The 20,647-nt window shown below is 40.5% G+C and carries 19 protein-coding genes, 1 other RNA gene and 2 other annotated features; of the genes, 2 read left to right on the top strand and 18 right to left on the bottom strand.

Annotation, left to right across the window (positions count from 1 at the left end):
* Positions 1 to 81: 81 nt before the first annotated feature.
* The 13 genes from ACOZ9X_RS04670 to ACOZ9X_RS04610 all read right to left on the bottom strand — a co-directional run bounded on the left by ACOZ9X_RS04670 (position 82) and on the right by ACOZ9X_RS04610 (position 12,859).
* Positions 82 to 378 (bottom strand): DUF1292 domain-containing protein, encoded by a 297-nt coding sequence (locus tag ACOZ9X_RS04670; protein WP_137788788.1) that lies wholly within the window; start codon positions 376 to 378, stop codon positions 82 to 84.
* A 22-nt stretch (positions 379 to 400) separates the two neighbouring features.
* A complete protein-coding gene (ruvX, locus tag ACOZ9X_RS04665; RefSeq protein ID WP_423417203.1) occupies positions 401 to 820 on the bottom strand; it encodes a Holliday junction resolvase RuvX in 420 nt (139 codons plus the stop codon).
* Position 821: 1 nt separating this feature from the next.
* Positions 822 to 1,097, bottom strand: coding sequence for an IreB family regulatory phosphoprotein (locus ACOZ9X_RS04660; RefSeq protein WP_144698881.1), 276 nt, complete (start codon positions 1,095 to 1,097; stop codon positions 822 to 824).
* Between the two features lie 78 nt (positions 1,098 to 1,175).
* Complete coding sequence (gene alaS / locus ACOZ9X_RS04655; protein WP_423417202.1) at positions 1,176 to 3,812, bottom strand: alanine--tRNA ligase; 2,637 nt, start codon at positions 3,810 to 3,812, stop codon at positions 1,176 to 1,178.
* 312 nt (positions 3,813 to 4,124) lie between these two features.
* Positions 4,125 to 4,346: a binding site (T-box leader), on the bottom strand.
* Positions 4,347 to 4,385: 39 nt separating this feature from the next.
* Positions 4,386 to 5,459: an AI-2E family transporter gene (locus ACOZ9X_RS04650; protein WP_423417201.1), complete on the bottom strand. Its 1,074-nt coding sequence runs from the start codon at positions 5,457 to 5,459 to the stop codon at positions 4,386 to 4,388.
* A 54-nt stretch (positions 5,460 to 5,513) separates the two neighbouring features.
* Complete coding sequence (locus tag ACOZ9X_RS04645; RefSeq protein ID WP_066396448.1) at positions 5,514 to 5,693, bottom strand: hypothetical protein; 180 nt, start codon at positions 5,691 to 5,693, stop codon at positions 5,514 to 5,516.
* Positions 5,694 to 5,728: 35 nt separating this feature from the next.
* On the bottom strand, positions 5,729 to 5,926 hold the full coding sequence (locus ACOZ9X_RS04640) for a hypothetical protein (RefSeq protein ID WP_423417200.1): 198 nt from the start codon (positions 5,924 to 5,926) through the stop codon (positions 5,729 to 5,731).
* 158 nt (positions 5,927 to 6,084) lie between these two features.
* Positions 6,085 to 8,415, bottom strand: a complete 2,331-nt coding sequence (gene recD2 / locus ACOZ9X_RS04635) for an SF1B family DNA helicase RecD2 (RefSeq protein ID WP_423417199.1) — start codon at positions 8,413 to 8,415, stop codon at positions 6,085 to 6,087.
* 12 nt (positions 8,416 to 8,427) lie between these two features.
* Positions 8,428 to 9,087, bottom strand: coding sequence for a tetratricopeptide repeat protein (locus tag ACOZ9X_RS04630; protein WP_423417198.1), 660 nt, complete (start codon positions 9,085 to 9,087; stop codon positions 8,428 to 8,430).
* Positions 9,088 to 9,474: 387 nt separating this feature from the next.
* Positions 9,475 to 10,602, bottom strand: coding sequence for a tRNA 2-thiouridine(34) synthase MnmA (gene mnmA, locus ACOZ9X_RS04625; RefSeq protein ID WP_423417197.1), 1,128 nt, complete (start codon positions 10,600 to 10,602; stop codon positions 9,475 to 9,477).
* Between the two features lie 40 nt (positions 10,603 to 10,642).
* Complete coding sequence (locus ACOZ9X_RS04620; protein WP_423417196.1) at positions 10,643 to 11,782, bottom strand: cysteine desulfurase family protein; 1,140 nt, start codon at positions 11,780 to 11,782, stop codon at positions 10,643 to 10,645.
* 14 nt (positions 11,783 to 11,796) lie between these two features.
* Positions 11,797 to 12,216: a cysteine metabolism transcriptional regulator CymR gene (gene cymR / locus ACOZ9X_RS04615; protein ID WP_144698865.1), complete on the bottom strand. Its 420-nt coding sequence runs from the start codon at positions 12,214 to 12,216 to the stop codon at positions 11,797 to 11,799.
* Positions 12,149 to 12,859, bottom strand: coding sequence for a YczE/YyaS/YitT family protein (locus tag ACOZ9X_RS04610; protein ID WP_423417195.1), 711 nt, complete (start codon positions 12,857 to 12,859; stop codon positions 12,149 to 12,151). The genes cymR and ACOZ9X_RS04610 overlap by 68 nt, the downstream gene beginning before the upstream one ends.
* Before the next feature lie 154 nt (positions 12,860 to 13,013).
* Between ACOZ9X_RS04610 and ACOZ9X_RS04605 the strand changes: the two genes are divergently transcribed.
* Complete coding sequence (locus ACOZ9X_RS04605) at positions 13,014 to 14,348, top strand: AAA family ATPase (RefSeq protein ID WP_423417194.1); 1,335 nt, start codon at positions 13,014 to 13,016, stop codon at positions 14,346 to 14,348.
* A 124-nt stretch (positions 14,349 to 14,472) separates the two neighbouring features.
* Positions 14,473 to 15,324, top strand: coding sequence for an RsfA family transcriptional regulator (locus ACOZ9X_RS04600; RefSeq protein WP_423417193.1), 852 nt, complete (start codon positions 14,473 to 14,475; stop codon positions 15,322 to 15,324).
* A 309-nt stretch (positions 15,325 to 15,633) separates the two neighbouring features.
* Here ACOZ9X_RS04600 and ACOZ9X_RS04595 read toward each other — a convergent pair whose 3' ends face one another.
* The 5 genes from ACOZ9X_RS04595 to ACOZ9X_RS04575 all read right to left on the bottom strand — a co-directional run bounded on the left by ACOZ9X_RS04595 (position 15,634) and on the right by ACOZ9X_RS04575 (position 20,603).
* Positions 15,634 to 16,401: a tRNA threonylcarbamoyladenosine dehydratase gene (locus ACOZ9X_RS04595; protein WP_423417192.1), complete on the bottom strand. Its 768-nt coding sequence runs from the start codon at positions 16,399 to 16,401 to the stop codon at positions 15,634 to 15,636.
* 116 nt (positions 16,402 to 16,517) lie between these two features.
* Positions 16,518 to 16,697, bottom strand: a non-coding RNA gene (gene ssrS, locus ACOZ9X_RS04590) — 6S RNA.
* Positions 16,698 to 16,788: 91 nt separating this feature from the next.
* Positions 16,789 to 18,567, bottom strand: coding sequence for an aspartate--tRNA ligase (gene aspS, locus ACOZ9X_RS04585; protein WP_423417191.1), 1,779 nt, complete (start codon positions 18,565 to 18,567; stop codon positions 16,789 to 16,791).
* Positions 18,568 to 18,581: 14 nt separating this feature from the next.
* Positions 18,582 to 19,850, bottom strand: coding sequence for a histidine--tRNA ligase (gene hisS, locus ACOZ9X_RS04580; protein ID WP_423417190.1), 1,269 nt, complete (start codon positions 19,848 to 19,850; stop codon positions 18,582 to 18,584).
* Positions 19,851 to 20,152: 302 nt separating this feature from the next.
* Positions 20,153 to 20,386: a binding site (T-box leader), on the bottom strand.
* A 43-nt stretch (positions 20,387 to 20,429) separates the two neighbouring features.
* Positions 20,430 to 20,603, bottom strand: a complete 174-nt coding sequence (locus ACOZ9X_RS04575) for a hypothetical protein (RefSeq protein ID WP_423417189.1) — start codon at positions 20,601 to 20,603, stop codon at positions 20,430 to 20,432.
* Between the last annotated feature and the right edge of the window lie 44 nt (positions 20,604 to 20,647).

The following is a 20,647-nucleotide window of genomic DNA, read 5'->3' as shown; positions in this document are numbered from 1 at the left end:
TAGCAGAAATTGTCGAGATTGGCCGTAAAATGGAATAAAAAAAGAAGCTGGCTAGAAAACCAACTTCTTTTTGTTTAATACTTATTCTGTTTCGTATTCGTCATCTTGAAATGTGTTTAACATTTCTTCGATCATGTCCCATTCTTCATCAGACTCCAATGGGAATAGAGCAAGATCGTCTTCTTCTCCATTTTCTTCATAACGGAAAGGGAAAACTTCTACTTCATCTGTATCATCATCTTCTGAATCAGCTACAGGTATAGTAACCATGTATGATTTTCCTGTTTGATCAACATCAAATTTGAATAAAACTTCAAATAGATTCTCGTCGCCATTCTCGTCTGGAATAACGATGCGTTCGCGTTCTTCTTTTGCCATTATTGGCTCACCTCTACTTTTCTTATTGTTGGCTGTCCAAATAACCTTGCAGGATGATCGAAGCTGCTAGCTTATCAATCACCTGTTTTCGTTTCTTTCGGCTCACGTCAGCTGAAATCAATGTTCTTTCAGCTGCCATGGTGGTCAGCCTCTCATCCCATAGGATAACCGAAAGACCTGTCAGACTTTCAATATCTTTAGCAAAGTTTTGACAAGCTTCTCCGCTGGGACCGATCGTACCATTCATGTTCTTTGGAAGACCTACAACGATCTTACTGATGTCATGTAACTGAATCAGCTCTTGAATCTTTGCATAGTCTTCTTCTGGCTTATTAGGACGGCGTCGTATCGTTTCGACTCCTTGTGCTGTCCATCCCAGTGCATCTGAGACGGCAACACCGATCGTCTTCGTTCCAACATCCAGTCCGAGTGTTTTTGTCAAATTAACGACTTCCTTCTTTTTGAGTGGATAGATATGATTTTACAAGCTCTTCAATAAGCTCATCTCGCTCCAGTTTTCTAATCATGCTTCTCGCATCATTGTGACGAGGAATATAAGCCGGATCCCCTGAAAGCAAATAACCTACAATCTGATTGATAGGGTTGTATCCTTTATCCTGCAGGGCGTCGTAAACAGAAAACAGGACAGTCTCTACATTCGTCTTATAAGCATCTTCTTCGTTGAAGTTAAACTTCATCGTTTTGTCCATTGAACTCACTGGCGAACACCTCTTTCTGAAGATCTCCCTTAAGGGACAAATTAGTTCTTGTCTCTATTGTACATGAAAGATGAAAGCTTAGGAAACGGTTTTGATCATTTCAACTGCAGAATCTATACCTTCTTGCAGCTTTTCGGGATCTTTACCTCCAGCTTGGGCCATGTCAGGACGGCCACCACCGCCTCCGCCGCAACGGACAGCCACTTCTTTTACTAGGTTACCCGCATGATAGCCTTTTGTCACTAAATCTTTTGTAACTCCCGCTACGATATTTACTTTCCCGCCGTTTTCTGCACCAAGAATAACCACTCCGCTTTGAAGTTTATTCTTTAGATCATCTACGATTGAACGCAATCCGTTCATATCCACGCCGCTCAATTTTTTAGCAATAACAGAAACACCGTTAATCGTTTGAACTTCATCAACAAGGCTGCCTGCTTCCATGTTACCAATCTTAGCCGCAAGAGATTCTTTCTCTTTTTGCAACTCTCTAATTTGTTCGTTTAATGCGTCTATACGCTGCGGAACGTCCTTAAGATTCGTTTTCAACTTAGCAGCTGTGTCTTTTAAAAGCTGTACCTGTCCGTTCATCAATCGGTACGCGTTCTCACCTGTAACAGCTTCGATCCTGCGTGTTCCTGCACCAATACCAGACTCTGATACGATTTTAAACAAGCCGATCTCTGACGTGTTATTTACATGACACCCACCACAAAGTTCAAGACTATAATCTCCTACTTTTACAACACGTACGGTTTCACCATACTTCTCACCAAACAGAGCCATTGCTCCCATTGCTTTTGCTTCGTTGATGTTTTTAACCATCTTTTCGACAGGAATGTTACCCCATACTTTTTCGTTGACGATCTCTTCGATCTTCTCAAGCTCTTCTGTAGAAATACTACCGAAGTGTGTGAAGTCAAAGCGCAAACGACCTTCTTGTACGAGAGATCCTGCCTGATTCACGTGCGTTCCGAGCACATCTTTTAATGCTTGATGAAGAAGGTGAGTAGCCGTATGGTTCTTTATAACTTTCGCACGAATTTCAGGGTCAACCTCTACAGAAACATCGATATTGTTTTCAAGAACGCCTTTCTCAACAACAACGGTATGAAGATTTTGTCCGTTAGGTGCTTTTTGAACATCTTTTACTGAAAGTAATAGTTCTTTCCCTGTAATTTTACCTTGGTCGGCGATCTGACCACCGCTCTCTGCGTAGAATGGTGTTACATCTAAGATAACTTGTGCTTCTTCTCCTGATGCAACCATCGCCACGCGTTCACCGTTTTGTAGGACTTCTAAAATTTTAGCTTCACCCGTTAGGCTGTCATATCCTGAGAACTCACTTTTTACGGTAATATCAGAAAGAACCCCACCTTGTACTTGCATGCTGTCTACTTCTTGTCTTGCTGCACGTGCACGTTCACGTTGAGCCTTCATCTCGTTTTCAAAGCCTTCTAGATCTACTTCCATTCCGTTTTCAGCCGCATACTCTTGTGTAAGCTCGAATGGGAAACCAAATGTATCATATAGCTTGAATGCGTCTTTTCCAGAGATGACGTTTCTTCCTTCTTCTTTTTCTCTTGCCATAACATCTTCTAAGATAGCAAGACCTTCGTTGATCGTTTCGTGGAAACGCTCTTCTTCCGTCTTAATAACTTTTTGGATGAAAGGAACTTTTTCTTTTACTTCTGGATAGAAGTCAACCATGATGTCTGCAACTGTTGGTACTAGTTCATACATGAAAGGCTTGTTGATATTGATCTTTTTCGCAAAACGAATCGCTCTTCTGATCAAACGACGAAGGATATATCCTCTTCCTTCATTCGATGGTAGTGCACTGTCACCGATCGCGAAACTTACTGTACGAATATGATCAGCGATTACTTTAAACGCAGTGTCTGTTTCCGTACTTAAACCATAAGAAGTGTCAGAAAGCTTTTCTGTTTCTTTGATGATTGGCATGAATAGATCGGTTTCAAAGTTAGTCTTCGTATCTTGAATCACACATACCATTCTCTCAAGTCCCATACCTGTATCGATATTTTTCTTAGGAAGGGGCGTATATGTTCCATCTGGATTATGGTTGAACTGTGAGAACACCAGGTTCCAAACTTCAAGGTATCTGTCGTTTTCTCCACCCGGATATAGCTCTGGATCAGACAGATCGCTGCCAAAAGATTCACCGCGGTCATAGAAGATCTCAGTGTTAGGTCCACTCGGCCCTTCACCAATATCCCAGAAGTTACCTTCCAAACGAATGATACGCTCTTCAGGTAATCCTACTTGCTTTGTCCAAATATCAAATGCTTCATCATCTTCTGGGTGGATCGTCACAGAAAGTTTCTCAGGATCAAAGCCGATCCATTTTTCACTCGTTAAGAACTCCCAAGCCCAAAGGATCGCTTCAACTTTGAAGTAATCGCCGATTGAAAAGTTTCCTAACATCTCAAAGAACGTATGGTGTCGAGTTGTAATCCCAACATTTTCAATATCGTTCGTTCGTATCGATTTTTGCGCATTCGTGATACGAGGGTTTTCAGGAATCACTCGTCCATCAAAATATTTTTTTAGTGTAGCCACTCCACTATTGATCCATAGAAGTGTAGGATCTTCATGTGGAACTAAAGATGCACTAGGTTCTACACCATGACCTTTTTCTTGGAAAAAATCAAGAAACATCTGTCTTACTTGAGCTGAAGTCAAATTTCTCATCGTTTTCATTCTCCTTTTTTAGATAAATATAAAGACTGATTTCGTAAACTTGGTTGTTTTATTAGTAGTTGATTTCTTTTCAATAACAAAGAAAACAAAATGTTTCTTTGTTATTTCTTTTGTCTTCCTTGCAAGTTGATTGGAGCGCAAGGTGCGAGACTCCTATGGGACGAGCGGTCAGGTGGAGACGTCTAAGGGCGCAAAGCGGCAGGAGGCTCACCGTTCGCCCCATGGAAAGCGAGCAACCTGGAGTGGAAATCAACTACTTTCGAACGAAAAAAGCCAATAAAAAACTCCCATCCCTATAAAAAATACAGGGACGAGAGTTTGAATTCACGCGGTACCACCCTGGTTATACGCTTTAAAATAAGCATATCACCTTGATTAAAGCCTTAACGCGGCATAACGGCAGATTTTCCTTCTGCACTCCAGAGTAGCTTTCTGTTTCGCTTCTTCCTAAAACATCTTTCAGCCGATGGATGTTTCTCTCTTTTGGAAGGACTGAAACGTACTTTTCTCTTTCAGCGTTTTTTAATCTTCTAGCGTTAGTATACGTTTATTCAATCTTACTTGTCAATCGGATGATGATTGAAGTCGATGTTCCCTGATGTGTATGATAATCACCTTGATCACACTAAAGATCGGAACAGCTAAAATCATTCCTGGTACACCAGCCAGTTCTCCCCCTAGCAATAGTGAAAAAATTATAAAGACAGGATGGATGTGAAGGTTCTTTCCGACGATAAACGGACCCAGAATATTGCCTTCTATGAATTGCAGAACGAGCATGATCCCAACAGTGATCCACACCATCTTCCAAGAGATCGTGAGTGCGATCAATACGACAGGAATCGCTCCTAAGATCGGACCAAAGTATGGTATGATGTCCGTTATCGCGATCACTAGTCCTAATAGTATAGGGTAAGGCATACCAACAATCCAGAGAGCAATCATGGCGGCAGCTCCAAGTATGGCGCCCACAAACAACTGTCCTCTGATGTATCCTCCAAGCGATTGGTCAATATCTTTTATAAGATGCTTTCCTTCATATCGATATTTTCTTGGAGTGAGATACCAAAGGGCTTTTTTTAGTTTTTCAAAATCGTTAAGAAAATAAAACACTAAAAAAGGTACGACAATGATAACGAAAAAATAATCTACGATCTTTCTTAATGAGAAGATCGCGTTAGTCAAAACGTCCTGTGCGTTATTTTCCATTTTCACGATATAATTTTCGATTTTAGAATGAACCGAATACGGAAGTGCAGATGTACCTCTGTCTACTTGGTACAATAGATCCTTATAATCCTCAGCAAGAACAGGCACATTCACTAAAAGTTGTTTCATCTGTACGATGAAATAAGGAAACCCTTTTACTGCAGCAAAACCGATACCACCAAAAAAAAGGATATATATGCTTAAGATCGCAACAAATCGTGGCAATCCTTTCTCATGAACGTATTCAACGACGGGATGGAGTAGATATGTAATAAGAGCTGCAAGAAAAAATGGCAGAATGATTCCCTTAATCGCAGTCCACAATGGCTCATAAAGTGGGTAAAGTTTCATTAAAAGAAACAAACACAAAAACAATAGTAAAGAAAGGGTTAACCTGTAAACCCACTTCATTCGAATGTCTTTTGTCATCTCTTCACCCTTTTCTTAAAAAACCCCGTCTTTTATGAGACGGGGTATGCTATCTTAATAAATGGCTTTTGCGACTTTTTTACGGATTTTTTTAACACGTCGTGATGTCCAAAGATCACTAAGATCTGAAAGATTATAGTTCATCTTAGACATTCTTGACATCCTCTTATTTCTCATCGCATATGTTGCCGCTCCAATACCAAGTGCGAAAAGAGAACTCATCGTCCTGCTCATGCTAGATCACCTCGACATCAGAGATTTGATTTCTTTTATGAAGTACTTTCTTTATAAGTCAGATCTTGATCTTCAAATAAATCATCGAGTGATGTCAAAGAGCCGTCTTCTTCCACTTGATGAAGGGACAGTCTTCCTTTAACAATGGAAAGCTCTATAAAACAGTTCCAGCAATAATACTGGTTCACACCGATTTTCCCGATATCTTTTCTACTGCAGTTCGGACATTCCACTTGCTCTCGCTCCTTTAAATTTACTTTTACAAGGGTGTCCTGAATTTGTAGAAAATATACAGAAAACATTTAAGAAGGATCATTCATTGTATCTGACTTCTAGAAATACAAAAAAAGAAATGTCCGACAAGATGACATCTTACATCTCTCGAACATTTCTAGTTTGTTTCGTTTAGAAGGGTATCATTCATTAAATCTTTTTCCAGTATGGTCTCTTGAAGACGGGAAGTAAGACCCGAGTATCGTTCTGTTTCATCTGAACGTTCAACAGCCCAAGTAAATGCTTCTTGTTCTCCACATAGGATCAGATATTCTTTACTTCTCGTTATTGCTGTATATAATAAGTTCCGTTTTAACATTCGGTAGTAGCTTTTTAAGACAGGTAGAACGACGATCGGATACTCACTACCCTGCGACTTATGGATCGAACAGCAAAAAGCGTGAGTAAAATGATGAAATTCACTTCTTTTATACGTAACCTCAATCTCATCAAAACTGATGACGATTTGATCTTCTTTATCCGTGTTCTCTCTTGCATAGATAACAGCAACGATCTCACCGATGTCACCATTGAACACTTGATCTTCAGGTTGATTGACGAGCTGAAGCACTTTATCTCCTTTTCGATAAAACACATTTGCGACCTGTAACTGACGCTGTTTTTGTTTCTCAGGATTAAACAGACGCTGAAGTTCCATATTTAATCGATCAATTCCAACGGGCCCTTTGTACATAGGTGCTAACACTTGGATATCTCGAGAACTGTAACCTTTTTTAATGGCATTTTCACAAACTTGAAGGATAGCTTGAAACACTTGTTCACCGGAACATGCAAAAAAACGTCTGTCGTTCTGTGGAACAAGCAGATCTTGCGGCACGTTTCCGTTCTTCATCTCATGAGCTAACCGGATGATAGATGATCCTTCTGCTTGTCTATAAATATCCACTAATCGAGATTGTGGAACATGCTGTGCTTGCAGTAGATCTTTTAGCACTTGACCAGGACCAACTGATGGTAACTGATCTTCATCCCCAACAACAATGATCTGGATATGTGGTGGCAGAGCTTTTGCTAAAGAATGAGCAAGCCATATGTCGACCATCGACATTTCATCGACGATCAAAAGTTTTCCGTCAATAGGTTCATCTTCATTTTTTTCAAAGGTGCCTCCACCTTTCCATCCTAACAAGCGATGAATCGTGTGTGCGGGTATTCCTGTAGACTCAGTCATACGCTTTGCCGCTCGTCCTGTTGGAGCAACGAGTAAAACTGGAAACGACTCTTTTTTTCCTCGGTAATCATCAGGGTTCAAACTTACACCATGAATCTCACTATAAAGTTCGACGATTCCTTTAATCACTGTCGTTTTCCCTGTTCCAGGTCCTCCTGTCAGAACCATTAAAGAAGATGTCAACGCCTTCTTAATCGCCTCTTTTTGACTTTTCGCATATTTCATGTTGAGTCTTTTTTCAAGAGCTGTTAGCTCAGATTCCAATTTTGAATCCTCAATGTGATAATCATTTTTCTGACTATGTAATAATTGATTCATTTTTTGAGCAAATCCACGCTCAGCGAAATAAAGGGATGGCAGATATACAACGTTTTCTTTTACGATCAATCGCTCTTCAGTTTCCATATCTTGAATCTCGCGAAAAATACTCATCTCATCTACCGTATTCTTTCCATCTGCCAAAAGCTTTCTTACTCCTTCTAACAGTTGGTCCATCGGAAGGTATGAGTGCCCAAGATCTGTTCCTTGATCACGAAGTACGAACTGACAAGCAGCTTGAATTCGTTTTGGATGATTAACTTGCATCCCATTTCCTTTTGCAATTTCATCAGCTCGGTGGAACCCAATTCCAGAAACGTCTTCGATCAGTCGATACGGCTCGTCTTTTATGATCTTTACAGCATCATCCTGATACGTTTGAAAGATTTTCATCGCAAGCTGCGGCCCGATTCCATAGGGTTGAACAACCATCATCACTTGATCTAATCCTCGATTCTGCATGAGGGATTTTTGCAAACTTTGAGCTTGTTCTTCTGTTAGCTTTGGAATCTGACTGATATATTCCGGTGATTCTAAGAGCTTTGTGATCGCATCGTTTCCCATGACTTCTACAATATGCTCGGCAGTCTTCTTACCGATCCCTTTAAACAGATCGCTCGAAAGATACTGAATCATAGCTTCTTTGGATTGAGGCATCTCTTTTTGAAACAGATCAACTTCGTATTGTTTACCATATTTCGGATGATCTTTAAATTTTCCATAAAACACATAGAGTTCATCTTCTCTTAACGGGGGAAGGATGCCTGTAATCATAATTTCTTTTTCATTGTAATTTTCGTTTGTCTCTTTTACCCGTATTCTAGCGACCGTATAAAGACTCTCTGTTTGATGATAAATTGTAGAGATCAACGTACCTTTTATAAATTTTTTTACTTCAGTCGACTCATCTTCTAAATGAAAAGAAGGCTGCTGTGCCATAAAGCACCCCCTTTAATGGTTGGTGTTTTTACTTTCGATATTTCGTTTTCCATTCCCTGCAAGATAATGATCGGGCTGGATGTCTAACGCTCTTTGAAAAGCTTGTAGAGCATCTGCATTTTTATCAAAATAACTATATGTTACGCCTAGATTATACCAAGCATCAGCATGTGTTTCATCGCGCTCAACAACTTTTTCAAAGGTTGTTGATGCAGACTCAATATCCCCTGTTCGTGCCTGACAGAGACCGAATTGAAACAAGGCTTCATGGTCTTGAACGTTGAGCTCAGTTGCTCTCATTAAGTAAGGAAAAGCAAGCTTATGTTCACCTAGTGAAACGAACGACATGCCTGTCATAAAGTGAGTATCACTATCTTGCAGACCTCCTTTTAGGGCTTCTTGAAACAGTTTTGCACTCTTAGAGAATTCTTCAAGATGATAGCAGGCAATTCCAGCACCATAGTAAGCAGCAACTGCATTTTCATCGAGCGATAGAGCTTTATCAAAAAATTGAATCGCTTTTTCGTGTTCATGAACAGCAGAAAGTAGATTTCCGAAGTTAATATAATGAACTGGATTTTGAGGATCTGTCTCAATCATCATTTCCAGACTTTTTGCTGCTTCTTCAAACTTTCCTTTTTGTAAATATTCCAGACCTTTTGAAGGTTCCATCTTCATTACCCCCACATTTAATTTCCTTCAAAAGTATAACAAATGAAGGTAGCTGGCGCATAATTTTTTGTGGATTCCCCTTCTGGATAGTTCGTTCAAACTCTCTGAATCGCTCATAAATCTCTGGAATCGCTCATAAATCTCTGGAATCGCTCATAAATCTCCGGAATCGCTCATAAATCTCTGGAATCGCTCATAAATCTCTGGAATCGCTCATAAATCTCTGGAATCGCTCATAAATCTCTGGAATCGCTCATAAATCTCTGGAATCGCTCATGCAGCGAGCATAGATATGCCGCTGCATGAGCACCATATCTTCATTAACGCAAAAAAACTGGCTCCCTTAGGCAATTTGACGCCCTAGTAAGCCAGTTTTTCCACATTCTTTTATAGATAGGTGATCTCTTCGTCATTTTTGTAGACTGTATCGATCGTTGCTCCGCCTAGACAAACATCTCCATCGTAGAACACGACAGCTTGTCCCGGTGTGATCGCACGTTGTGCTTCATCAAAGACTACATGTAGCGTTTCGTCCTCCATCACATGAACAGTTACACCCATGTCAGGCTGACGGTATCTGAACTTCGCCGTACACTGAAAAGTAGCAGGTAGCGGTCTATCAGAAACAAATCCTGCTTTTACAGCTTTCAAGCTATCAGAGTAAAGTTTTTCATTGTGAAATCCTTGTTCGACATACAATATGTTGTCTTTTAAGTTCTTACCGACAACAAACCAAGGATCTCCGCTTCCACCGATTCCAAGACCGTGACGCTGCCCGATCGTATGGTACATCAATCCATCATGCTTGCCCTTAACTTCGCCTTCAAACGTTTGCATCTCACCAGGCTTTGCAGGGAGATACTGACTTAAGAATTCTTTAAAGTCTCTTTCTCCAATAAAACAGATTCCTGTTGAATCTTTCTTCTTAGCTGTCGCAAGTCCAGCTGCCTCTGCAATTTTACGGATTTCAGGCTTCTTTAACTCACCAATCGGAAACAACACACGACGTAATTGTTCTTGAGAAAGCTGGTTAAGAAAATAAGTTTGGTCCTTATTCTCATCAACGCCTCGAAGCATCTTAACTTCTCCATCTATTTCAGCCACACGTGCATAATGGCCAGTAGCTACATAATCTGCACCTAAGTTCATGGCGTGCTCTAAGAAGGCTTTAAACTTGATCTCCTTGTTGCACATCACATCAGGATTAGGTGTTCGTCCTGCTTTATATTCTTCCAAAAAGTACGTGAATACTTTATCCCAGTATTCTTTTTCAAAATTCACCGCGTAATATGGAATGCCGATCTGGTTGCAGACCGCAATCACATCGTTGTAATCTTCTGTTGCTGTGCATACGCCATTCTCATCGGTATCATCCCAGTTTTTCATAAAGATTCCGATCACATCATAGCCTTGCTCTTTCAGTAAAAGTGCGGCAACGGAAGAATCCACACCACCGCTCATTCCAATAACTACTCGTGTATCTTGAGGTGCCTTTTTGTTTGATTCTGTTTGCATCGTGTCCACCTCATTTCATTCATATGACAAACATTGTAACTTATTTTGCTAAACGTTTCACGATTTTTGCTGTCTCATGGGCAGCGTATTCAATATCTTCTAATTTATTGCCTAGACCAAAGCTAAAACGAACAGAAGATTTCGTACGATCATCATTACCAAACATCGCTTTTAGAACATGTGAAGGTTCGTGTGAGCCCGCCGTACAAGCTGATCCGCTGGAAGCTGCGATACCTGCTAGATCCAGGTTGACTAAGAGCACTTCTGTTTTAACACCGTGAAAGCTAACGTTTAAAATATGCGGAAGAAAATGATCAGAACTTCCATTTTCGATGAAAGATACCTCTTCTTCTTGCCATATTCTTTTCATCGTATCTCTAAACGTCATGTATTGGCCGAAGCGTTCTTCTCTTTCCTTTTCTGCGATGGATGCTGCTTTTCGTAAAGCAGCGATTCCTGCTACATTTTCTGTTCCAGCACGGCGCTTACGCTCTTGCTCGCCGCCGAAACCTTGAGGAAGAAAAGGAACGCCCTCTTTCACAAAAAGAAATCCTGTTCCTTTTGGGCTATTGATCTTATGACCAGAAGCACTTAACAGATCAATGTTCAGTTCATTTACATCGATCGAGATCAAGCCATAAGCCTGCACCGCATCGGTATGAAACAAAATGTCTTTTTCCTTTAACATACTACCGATTTCTTTTATGTCTTGTGTTGTCCCTGTTTCATTGTTGCAATACATGATCGAAACGAGAATCGTATCTTCTCTTAGAGATCTTTTCAGTTCGTCTAATGAAATTCTACCTTCCTCATCAACGGACAAGTAAGTTACATCGTAACCTCTCTTTTCAAGCTCATGAAAGGTATGAAGTACAGCATGATGTTCTATTTCTGATGTAATAACATGCTTTCCTTTCTTCTCTAGAGCAGAGACTGTGCCAAGAATAGCAAGGTTATCACTTTCTGTACCACCGCTTGTGAAAATGATTTCATTACGTGAAGCGCCTATAGAAGTTGCAATCATGGTTCTCGCATCATCAAGAGCTTTGCGAGTCTGTCGTCCGTATTGATGGATGCTAGAAGGATTCCCAAAATGTTCAGTTAGAAAAGGAATCATTTCTTCTATGACTTCAGGATGAACAGGAGAGGTTGCAGCGTGATCTAAATAAACGTTTTTCATTGCTCATTTCCTTCCTATATATAAAACATGTAAGCGTCCTGTGCGCCCTCATCTTCATAGTTCGCCAAATCTTCGAGTGTTGTAGAATCTAATACATCTTTTACAGCATCTCTAATTTTAATCCAAAGATTTCTTTTCGCTGGCTCTTCATCATCCAATACTTCAACGGGAGAGATCGGTCCTTCAAGCACTCGGATGATATCTCCAGCAGTAATCGTGGATGCTTCTTTTGCCAGCATGTACCCACCATACGCACCCCTGATACTTTTTACAAGTCCTGCATTTCTGAGCGGGGCGATAAGCTGCTCTAAATAATGTTCAGATAGACTATATTCTTTTGCGATTAATTTCAATGCGATCGGACCTTCACCTGATCTCTTTGCTAATGCCATCATGATGGTTAATCCGTACCGACCTTTTGTTGATATCTTCATATTCTTCACTCCGTTCTAAAACAAACTTCACTAATTTTTGGCAATACGGAAGGGTCCTGCCTACGATTGCTCCTATCGTTACACAAAAAAGGATCGTTCCGAACGAAACGGGTCCTTTTAACATCCAACCAAAAAACAGAACAACAAATTCCATTAAGAGTCGAATATTTGAAACTTTCATCCCTGATTTTTCTGTAAGAGCGAGCATCAGACTATCTCTTGGTCCTGCACCGCAGTCTGATGATATATATAGCCCAATTCCAAAACCTAAAATTAAGATTCCGATGATTAAGAACATCCATTTCCCAAAACCTGTAACAGGATCATGAAAAAAAGGAAGCCATAAATAAAAGTCAATAAACAAACCAACAGACACCATATTTAAAAATGCACCTGATTGAGGTTTCTTTTTAGTTAATAAGGATGTAGCTAAGATGACGAAGAATCCCATTATGATCGACCATGTGCCTATGGAAAGCCCAAACTGTGCAAACAGTCCGATATGAAGAACATCCCACGGAGCACTTCCGAGGTCTGCCTTAATCATAAGCGCGATTCCGAAAGCCATAATAAATAATCCAATAAAAAATACAGACCACTGAAACAAAAATTTGTTCCATCTTGAATGCTTTTGGTCTTTCACTATGCAAAATCCTTCCCTATTAAGTTGTCTCAATTTGGTTAATTCCATAAATCTAAAGCTTATTATAGCATGAAATCATTTCAACTTGCATGATGTACTATTGTATAGTATTGTCATATGACGATTAGAACAAGTGTGCGGAAGGATGATTGTAATGGACTTGTTTTCTTACAAAGACGAAAGCTCCCATTCATTAAAAAGACCTCTTGCCAACCGAATGCGTCCAAGAAAAATAACGGAATTTATCGGCCAAGAGCATATAGCTGGAGAAGGAAAGCTGTTGAGACGGGCAATAGAAGCCGATCAACTCACACCGATGATTTTTTTTGGACCTCCTGGCACAGGTAAAACAACATTAGCCAAAATCATTGCGAATTCCACATCTGCATGGTTTGAACAACTTAATGCGGTTACGTCAGGAGTCGCTGATCTAAAGGTCATTATGGGAGCTGCTAGAGAACGCCTGTTATTAGAAGAAAAAAAGACAGTGCTCTTTATTGACGAGATCCATCGTTTTAACAAAAGTCAGCAAGACGCTCTCCTTCCATATGTAGAAGACGGATCTGTTATCTTAATCGGTGCAACAACAGAGAGCCCTATGTTCGAGATCAACCCCGCTCTCTTATCAAGATCTCGGTTGTTTCGCTTTGAACCACTAACAGATGAACACATTTCAAAAGTGATCCAGCAAGCTCTTTCTGATACAGAAAGAGGATATGGCAAACATCCGATTTCTATGAAAAAAGAAGCAATCGATCATATTGTGTCTATTGCGAACGGAGATGCAAGGACAGCACTTAATGCGGTGGAACTTGCTGTGTTAACGACGAAACCAGACAAAGACGGAAACATTACGATCACATTAGAAATCGCTGAAGAATCCATTCAACAAAGAGTTCTTCAATATGATAAAAAAGGAGACAACCATTATGATACAGTCTCTGCTTTTATTAAAAGCATACGTGGTTCAGACCCAGATGCCGCTCTATACTGGCTTGCTAAAATGATTTATGCTGGCGAGGATCCTCGTTTTATTGCGCGCCGATTACTCGTTCATGCAGCAGAAGATGTCGGTCTCGCTGATCCGAACGCATTGCTTGTTGCGCATGCTGCTAGTTATGCTGCTGATTTTATCGGGATGCCTGAAGCTCGAATTCCACTTGCAGAAGCTACGCTTTACTTAGCAACTGCTCCTAAAAGCAACAAAGTGATAACAGGAATTGATAAAGCACTTGATGCAGTCAAAAAAGAAAAAACAGGTCTCGTCCCGATCCATCTTCGTGATGCTCATTATAAAGGAGCGAAACAACTTCAACATGGTGAGGACTATAAATATCCACATAATTTTGAAGATGGGTATGTACCACAAGAATATTTACCGAAGCATCTGCAGGGTAAAACGTTTTACGAACCTACTGAACGTGGCTTTGAAAAGAATCTTAAGAAACGTCTCGACTATTTTAATGATCGTAAGCAAAAGGGAAGGTAAATCTATGAGACTTGATAACTTAGCAAACTAGCAAAAGTTCTTCAGATGTGTGTATAGGATTCTCTCTGATTGGTAAACATGAAAATATCAAATGAATATTTTTGTAGCTAAGGAGAGGATTACCGTGTCAAAACTCAGACAGGACGCCTGGTCAGAAGAAGACGATCTATTGCTTGCCGAAACGGTCTTACGTCATGTGCGTGAAGGAAGTACACAGTTACATGCTTTTGAAGAGGTAGGAGATAAATTAGAGCGTACGAGTGCAGCAGTTGGATTTAGATGGAATGCAATCGTGAGAAAAAAATACGAACAAGCATTAAAGATTGCTAAAAAGCAAAGAAAAGAACGGCAGCGTGCGCTAGCGAGATCACAACAGCAACAACAGTCGAAGCCTGCAGCTAAACCTGTGCAGACGTTAAATAATACGCCAAAGATGCACGATGATGAAACCTATCATCCAGAAGAGTTCTTCAGAACACCTTTTTCGTATGAAAGAAACACAGCAGCACCAGCTCCAGTTGCTTCGTCACCCGCAGTTTTAGAACAACCAAGTTTTGTACAGCAAACTGAAGCAGAAGCACCAGAAGTTACGAGCTTACAAGGATCACAACAGCCATCAACACCGATCGCCTATCGTCAAGCTTCACAAGCTAGTAATGAACATAGTCTTACACTTGATGAAGTCATAGATTTTCTGAATGGTTTAAAGCGAAACGGCATGTCGAGCGGCAAACTCGTTCAAGAAAACATGGAACTTCGTCTTCAGATGAACGAGTTGATGCAGCAGAACAAAGTGATGAAAGATCAGCTTACCGTTCTTGAGAAAGAGCACCAAACGGTTCAGGAAGATTATCAAGCTCTGATCCAGATCATGGATCGCGCAAGAAAAATGGTACTGTTTCAAGATGAAGATACAAATCCGAACGTTACCTTCCGTATGGATAAGAACGGAAATCTAGAAAAACTAGCAAAATAAATTTAGATGACTCATAGGGTTTAGCCCACGAGTCATCTTTTTTGTGGAGTTTTACGCCCCAAAAAACGGATAAATTATTTTATCTGCGGAATTATTTAGGTTATACTCGGATGTATTTCAAAGTTACCCCGTAATTGGTGGAGATTCCATTGTAATAATTACGATTGTTCATTTGAGAAAAACATTTCTTCACTCCGTGCTACTGGTAAGTACAAGTCCTCACACTAACAGTTATAAGTATTCAAACACTCAAGAATAGACGAAAAAAAAGTCCTGACTTTAGAACAGTCAAAACCCTTTTTCATCAAATTAACGGATTCTTTCGATCTTTATATTATTATCTTCAATGATTTTGTTGATCACGTAACCTGCCATGTAAAGTCCTGAAACAGATGGTACAAATGCGTTTGAAGATGGTGGCAACTTCGCTTTTCGAATGCCAGGAGCGTTCTCAGGTACGATCTCTTTTCGAATCTCTTCGCGGATCTGGATTGGCTTTTCATCTGAGAATACAACAGGGATTCCTTTTGTGATTCCTTCTTTTCTGAGACGCTGTCGGATGACCTTAGCGATTGGGTCATAGCTAGTCTTAGAGATATCAACGATTTGAAGACGTGTTGGATCCAGTTTGTTCGCCACACCCATACTCGAGATAATTGGTATTTTGCGGTTTAAACATTCTTTCATGAGGTGGATCTTATAGGAGATCGTATCCGATGCATCTACTACAAAATCAAGTCCATATTCAAAAATTTGTTCATATGTTTCTTCTGTATAGAACATCTTAAGAGCGATAACTTCACACTCTGGATTAATAAGGGCGATTCTTTCTTTCATAAGATCTACCTTTGGCTGCCCAACGGTATTCACAAGTGCATGTATTTGACGATTCACGTTCGTGATATCGACATCATCTTTATCGATAAGGATTAGTCTTCCAACTCCAGATCGAGCTAGTGCTTCAGCTGAAAAGGAGCCCACTCCTCCGATTCCAAGCACAGCAACAGTTGAGTTTTTTAAGACGTCTATTCCATCTTTTCCAATGGCAAGTTCATTTCTTGAGAACTGATAAAGCATATTAGTGAAATCTCCTTTCAAACGTGCACGTAAAATAAAGAAAATGCATCTTTATCAGCATATCCACTTTTGAAAACAAAATCAATATGCTTACTTGGTTTTTTTCGCACAAAAAAATGAGCCCCAAAAATGCCGTATCCCCTTAGTTTTGAACCTGCTCTCGCAGGTGGGTGCCCTGTTTCGCATTTTGTCCGTCCCCTAGCTTTCAGGGCATGGACGCTGTGCGAAAACACAAACTCCCTAATACTTAATGTTGGCTCAAAACTTCGGGTTGTTAACGGTCACCATAGGACCCATCGCTTAAATTCATACTATCACACGAATAAATCAAATACAAGACAAAATGTGTCTCTTTATAAAACGATTCGTATTTTTCTAAATATTCACTTACTTGGTTTCTTGTTTCACTTTTACAGATAGGTGAAGTTCATCAAGCTGCTTTTCGTTTACAGCAGATGGTGCATTCGTCAGTAAACAAGATGCGGAAGCTGTTTTCGGGAAAGCAATCGTGTCTCTTAAATTACTTCTTCCAGCTAGTAACATCACCATACGATCAAGCCCTAGCGCAATTCCACCATGTGGAGGCGTTCCATATTCAAAAGCCTCTAAAAGGAATCCGAACTCCTCACGTGCTGCTTCCTCAGTGAATCCTAATGTTTTAAACATTTTTTCTTGAACGTCACGTTGGTAGATACGCTGAGATCCTCCGCCAAGTTCATAACCGTTGAGAACTAAGTCGTATGCTTGTGCTCTTACTTCAGCAGGGTTGGTATCCATTAAGTGAAGGTCTTCTGTCTTTGGCATCGTGAATGGATGGTGAAGCGCCACAAAACGGTCTGCATCCTCATCGTATTCAACAAGTGGGAAATCAACGACCCACAAGAAATTGTATTTTGATTGATCAATCAGATCTAAATCTTTTGCTAGCTTTTGTCTTAACGCACCTAAGCTGTCTGCTACAACGGAGGGCTTGTCTGCTTCAAACAACAACAGATCGCCTTCTTCTGCTTGTAGTGCGTTCGTTAAGTTAGCTGAATCTTCTTCATTAAAGAACTTTGAAATAGGTCCTTTTAATCCTTCAGCTTCTACTTTCATCCAAGCAAGGCCTTTTGCTCCATATCGAGCAGTGAATTCAGTCAGTCCATCAATATCTTTTCTAGAATAATTTGCTGCTTTTCCTTTAACGTTGATCGCTTTTACTTGACCACCGTTCTCAACTGCTGCTGCAAATACTTTAAATCCAGATTCCTTAACGATTTCTGAGACGTTGATCAGTTCAAGACCGAAACGCGTATCCGGCTTATCTGAACCATAACGGTCCATCGCTTCTTTATACGTCATTCTTGGGAAAGGCTTTGGAATCTCTACACCTTTTACTTTTTTTACAAGTCCAGTCATCATCTCTTCCATCATAGCTAAAAGTGGTTCTTGGCCCATGAAAGAAGTTTCGATATCCACTTGAGTAAATTCTGGCTGACGGTCTGCTCGCAGATCTTCGTCTCTGAAGCAACGAACAATCTGGTAGTATTTTTCGAAACCTGAAACCATCAACAATTGCTTAAATAATTGTGGAGATTGCGGCAATGCATAAAATTCTCCTGGGTGCACACGGCTCGGTACTAAATAGTCACGCGCTCCTTCAGGTGTGCTCTTCGTAAGCATCGGTGTTTCCATCTCCATAAATTCATCGTTCTCAAGGAAGTTACGGATATAACGAGTTACTTCATGTCTCATCTTCAACGTTTCCTGCATGATCGGACGGCGCAGGTCAAGATAGCGATACTTCAGACGGATATCTTCTGTAATATCCATATCTTCGCTGATGGAGAAAGGTGGGGTTTTCGCGCTGTTTAAAATCTTAACTTCTTCTCCAGTGATTTCAATCTTACCCGTATTCATTGCTGGGTTAACCGTGCTTGGGTCACGCTCAAGCACTTTTCCTGTAATCGTAAGAACATATTCACTTCTTACTTTTTCAGCCGTTTCTAAAGCTTCAGCTGAAACTTCTGGTGAAAAGACGATCTGTACAACTCCTGAACGGTCACGAAGATCGATGAAGATCAATCCGCCTAAGTCACGTCTTTTTTGTACCCAACCTGTAATCGTCACTTTTTCACCGATATATTGTTCTGTAATCTTTCCGCATTGATGTGTGCGATATTCCATGAGATGTGTCCTCCTTATTTCCCTTGCTTTAAATATGTGCTCAGCTTCTCGATCGCTACTTCCGACTGTTCCCCGGAATCCATGTCCTTCACGTTGATGATTCCTTTGGACAGTTCTTCTTCACCAAGGATCGCTACAAACTTCGCTTTTAAGCGGTCAGCTGCTTTAAATTGTGCTTTCATCTTTTTATCTAAATAATCTTTGTCACTTTTAATCCCTGCTTGGCGCAGCTGACTTAAGATCTCTACTGATTTCCGCTTGGCTTCATCCCCTAGTGCTACAACATAACAATCTATTTCTTCTTCTGTTTCAAGAGTGATGCCTTCTGCTTCAAGTGCTAATAATAAGCGTTCTAAGCTCATCGCAAACCCGATACTTGGCGTAGCTGGTCCACCTAGATCTTCAACAAGCCCATTGTATCTTCCGCCTCCACTGAGTGTTGTGATGGCCCCGAACCCTTCAGCCTCACTCATGATCTCAAACGCAGTGTGGTTGTAATAATCAAGTCCACGTACGAGTGTAGGATCGATCACATAATCGATGTTCATCGCATCCAAGCTCGTCTTCACTTCTTCAAAATAGGTTTTCGATTCTTCGTTTAAGTGTTCAAGAATCGAAGGAGCGCTCTTCATGAGTTCATGATCACGGTCTTTTTTGCAATCTAGAATTCTTAAAGGATTCTTCAATAATCGATTTTGACAATCTGAACAAAATTCATCGATTCTAGGTTCAAAGTGTGAGATCAAAGCTTCTTTATGAGATTTACGGCTCTCAGCATCACCTAACGTATTCAACACGAGACGAAGTTTTTTTAGGCCGAGCTCTTGGTAAACCGTCATCGCAAGTGAAATTACTTCTGCATCAATGGCAGGATCTGCAGACCCCATCGCTTCAATACCGAATTGTACAAACTGACGATATCGACCAGCTTGAGGTCTTTCATATCGAAACATAGGTTGGATGTAAAAGAGTTTTACAGGCTGTCCTGGTAACCCGAACATTTTGTTTTCAACATAAGAGCGAGTTACAGGTGCGGTCCCTTCTGGTCGAAGAGTTAAGCTGCGGTCGCCTCGATCATTGAACGTATACATCTCTTTTTGAACGATATCTGTTGAATCTCCTACACCGCGTTGGAAAAGGTCTGTGTGCTCAAAAATCGGTGTTCGAATCTCTTTATAATTGAATCGCGCTGATACTTCCTTTGCTTTTTGTTCGATCAGCTGCCATTTTTCCACTTCTCCTGGGAGTATATCTTTCGTTCCCCTTGGAATGTTAATACTCATTTTCATTCATCCTCCCGTTTTACATGTTCATTAAAATCAAAGGCTGTTCTCGCGTATTCTGTTGTTCTTTGAAAGTGGTTGATTTCCGCTCCAGATGCTCGCTTTCCGCGGGGTGTGCGGTGAGCCTCCTAGCGCTATGCGCTGTTAGGAGTCTCACCTGTCCCACTCATCCCGCAGGAGTCTCGCATCTTGCGCTCCAATCAACTTGTCAAAGAAGTAAGTCGAAACCAATGTCATTAAGGTACAAAATTTTAGAAAACAACCATAAAAAAAATCCCGTCCCTTATGAAATCTGTCATTTCATAAGGGACGGGATTTCCCGCGGTGCCACCCTGCTTCGAAGCTAAAAAATAGCTTCCTCATTTATGCAAGTAACGATTGCCCACGTGTAACTCTACTGAGGTCAAAACTTAACCGTTCGAATTAAAACCTATGAAGTGTCTTTCACTTTATCATCAGGGAGAGATACTTTCAGCCATGGTATCTCATCTCTTACCCTGTGGGGTAAAGCTACTTTTCTTCGTCATCAGTTTTCATTTTGGAATTGTAGATTATCATACTTTTAGATGGGGTGTGATGTCAATAGTTTTCGCGTTTTATTTTTTTCTTTAACTGATTCACTTGATATAGATTCATTCCAAATTCTTCAGCAAGTTCCATCGTGTTTGCTGATTTTTCAAGAGAAAGAAAATCATGAAAGCTCAGCTGCTTCCATTGAGGGATTCCTTCTATGCTTTTCCGGTTCTGCCTCATACAAAAAACCTCCACCTTTTTGATTTAGTCTTTCCATCAAGGCG

Origin of the sequence: Fictibacillus nanhaiensis, from assembly GCF_049537595.1 — a bacterium.
Classification (GTDB): Bacteria; Bacillota; Bacilli; order Bacillales; family Fictibacillaceae; genus Fictibacillus; species Fictibacillus nanhaiensis_F.
The sequence above is the reverse complement of the archived record's forward strand: the minus strand, read 5'-3'. Positions and strand labels throughout refer to the sequence as shown.